Source organism: Cellulomonas bogoriensis 69B4 = DSM 16987 (genome assembly GCF_000767165.1).
In the GTDB taxonomy this organism is placed as follows: Bacteria; Actinomycetota; Actinomycetes; order Actinomycetales; family Cellulomonadaceae; genus Actinotalea; species Actinotalea bogoriensis.
In genome coordinates, this window is the sequence record NZ_AXCZ01000260.1 from 1 (window position 1) to 2558 (window position 2558).

Annotated in this window: 4 protein-coding genes; all 4 read right to left on the reverse strand. The window is 73.1% G+C overall.

What is annotated here, in order from left to right; genetic code table 11:
- A partial coding sequence (gene hisG, locus N869_RS14295; protein ID WP_035062698.1) for an ATP phosphoribosyltransferase occupies nt 1–799 on the reverse strand: 799 nt, incomplete at its 3' end.
- Between the two features lie 99 nt (nt 800–898).
- Entirely contained in the window at nt 899–1162 is a 264-nt protein-coding gene (locus N869_RS14300; protein WP_035062701.1) for a phosphoribosyl-ATP diphosphatase, read from the reverse strand.
- 76 nt (nt 1163–1238) lie between these two features.
- The gene (gene ribH, locus N869_RS14305) at nt 1239–1706 is read right to left on the reverse strand and encodes a 6,7-dimethyl-8-ribityllumazine synthase (RefSeq protein WP_035062699.1); all 468 of its coding nucleotides are present in this window, start codon (nt 1704–1706) and stop codon (nt 1239–1241) included.
- A partial coding sequence (gene ribA / locus N869_RS14310) for a GTP cyclohydrolase II (RefSeq protein ID WP_035062702.1) occupies nt 1703–2558 on the reverse strand: 856 nt, incomplete at its 5' end. The genes ribA and ribH, both read right to left, overlap by 4 nt.

Here is a 2558-nt window from a genome sequence, read left to right on the forward strand (position 1 = left end):
CGTCGTACAGGGCGTCCATCACCCGGTTGGTGTCCTCACGTCGCACCATGGCCCGGACGGCCGCCCAGTCACGGTTGTGCAGCGGTGAGACCGTCGGCGACTCCAGGCCGGGTGTGATCGCGACCGCGTCGTCGACCAGGTCCAGGGGCACGTCGTAGTCGATGAGCACGTACTGCCGTGCCGTGAGCACGCCCTTGAGGCGCCGCGTCAGGACCTCTAGCCCGGCCGGCTCGGGCTCCTGCGCGCGCCGGATCAGCACCGCCTCGGACCGCAGCAGCGGGTCACCGAACACCTCGAGCCCGGCGGCCCGCAGGGTCGAGCCCGTCTCGACGACGTCGGCGATGACGTCCGCGACGCCCAGACGGATGGCGGTCTCGACCGCACCGTCCAGCCTCACGACGCCGGCAGGTTCCACCCCCTGGGAGCGCAGGTGGTCGGACACGAGCAGCGGGTACGACGTGGCGACCCTCCTGCCCTGGATCTCACCGACGTCCTGGAGCGTGCCCGCCGGTGCGGCGAACCGGAACGTGGACCGCGCGAACCCCAGAGGGAGGTGCTCCATCGCTTCCGCGCCGGAGTCCAGCAGAAGGTCCCGGCCGGTGATGCCGACGTCCACAGTGCCCGCACCGACGTAGACGGCGACGTCCCGGGGCCTCAGGAAGAAGAACTCGACGTCGTTGCCGGGGTCGGCCAGGACCAGCTCCCGGGTGTCGCGACGCTGCCGGTAGCCGGCCTCCCGGAGCATGCCCGAGGCAGGCTCGGACAACGATCCCTTGTTCGGTACAGCGATCCTCAGCACGGATCCTCACGGTCTGTCGGGTCCGGGTGGCCGGACGGCGGGCGGCACCGGTCGGACCGGTGCCTGACGGTTCGGGCTGCGACGGGGCGTCGCGGACGGTCACAGGTGGGCGTAGACGTCCTCCAACGACAACCCGCGCGCCAGCATCAGCACCTGCAGGTGGTACAGCAGCTGGGAGATCTCCTCGGCGGTGCGCACCTGCCCCTCGTGCTCGGCCGCCATCCACACCTCGGCGGCCTCCTCCACGATCTTCTTGCCGATCGCGTGGACACCGGCGTCGAGCTCGGCGACCGTGCCGGACCCCTCGGGTCGGGTCGCGGCCTTGTGGGCGAGCTCGGCGAACAACGAGTCGAAGGTCTTCACGTCCCCAGAGCCTAGACGCCCCGCGCGCGCCTGCGGGGCGGTGTCCACGTCCTCGTCGACCAGGGGCACCGCTGCCTCAGACCTCACGCAGCGCCAGGACGGTGGCGACCGCGGCCTGGGCGGCCTCGGCGCCCTTGTCCTCCCGCGAGCCCTCCAGCCCCGCACGGTCGATCGCCTGCTGCTCGTCGTCGCAGGTCAGAAGACCGAAGCCGACGGGCACCCCGGTGCGGACGGCCACATCGGTCAGGCCCTGGGTCGCCGCGGCGCACACGTACTCGAAGTGCGGGGTGCCCCCACGGATCACCACCCCGAGGGCCACGACGGCGTCCGCACCGGACCCGGCGACCCGCGCGGCGGCGACCGGCAGCTCGAACGACCCCGGCACGGTCACGACCTGCACGTCCGTGACCCGGGCCTCGTCGAGGGCGCGCCGCGCGCCGTCGAGCAGTCCCTGCATGACGGTCGTGTGCCAGCTCGCCGCGACGATCGTCACGCGCAACCCGGTCCCGTCCAGCTCCATCGTCGGTGCACCCGCACCACTCATGCCTGCTCCTCCTCGATCGTGAGCGTGTGGCCCATCGCCACCGCCTTCGTGCGCAGGTACCCGGCGTTCTCCGGTGTGCGGCCCACCTCGAGCGGCAGCACCGAGTCGACCTCGACGCCGTGGGCGGCCAGTCCCGTGACCTTGGCCGGGTTGTTGGTCAGCAGGCGGATCTCCGTCAGCCCGAGGTCGTGCAGGACGGCGGCCGCGGCGCCGTACTCCCGACGGTCGGCGGGCAGGCCCAGCTCCAGGTTCGCCTCGACCGTGTCACGGCCGCCGTCCTGCAGGGCGTAGGCGTCGATCTTGGCGAGCAGCCCGATGCCCCGGCCCTCGTGCTTGCGCAGGTACACCACGGCGCCCCCGTCTCTGGCGACGAGCTCCATGGCGGCCTCGAGCTGGGGACCGCAGTCGCACCGCGTCGACCCGAACGCGTCCCCGGTCAGGCACTCCGAGTGCACCCGCACCACCGGCAGGTGCCCGGGCGCGGGCTCCCTCGTGGCGACGAGGGCCACGTGACCGGCACCCGTGCGCAGGTCGCGGTACCCGTGGACGGTGAAGTCCCCGTGGCGGGTCGGCAGGGCCGCGGTGCCGGTGCGGTGCACCCTGGGCTCCGGCGCGTGGTCCGACGGGAGCACCGCCGGGTCGTGCACGCGCCGCCAGGTGACGAGATCCTCGATCGTGAGCAGGACGAGGTCGTGGCCGGTGGCGAGCGCGGCCGCGGCGTCCAGACGCATCATCGACCCGTCGTCGTGGACGAGCTCGGCGATGCCGGCCACCGGCTCCAGCCCGGCCAGCCGGCACAGGTCCACGGCGGCCTCGGTGTGGCCCGCCCGGTGCAGCACACCGCCCGCGGCC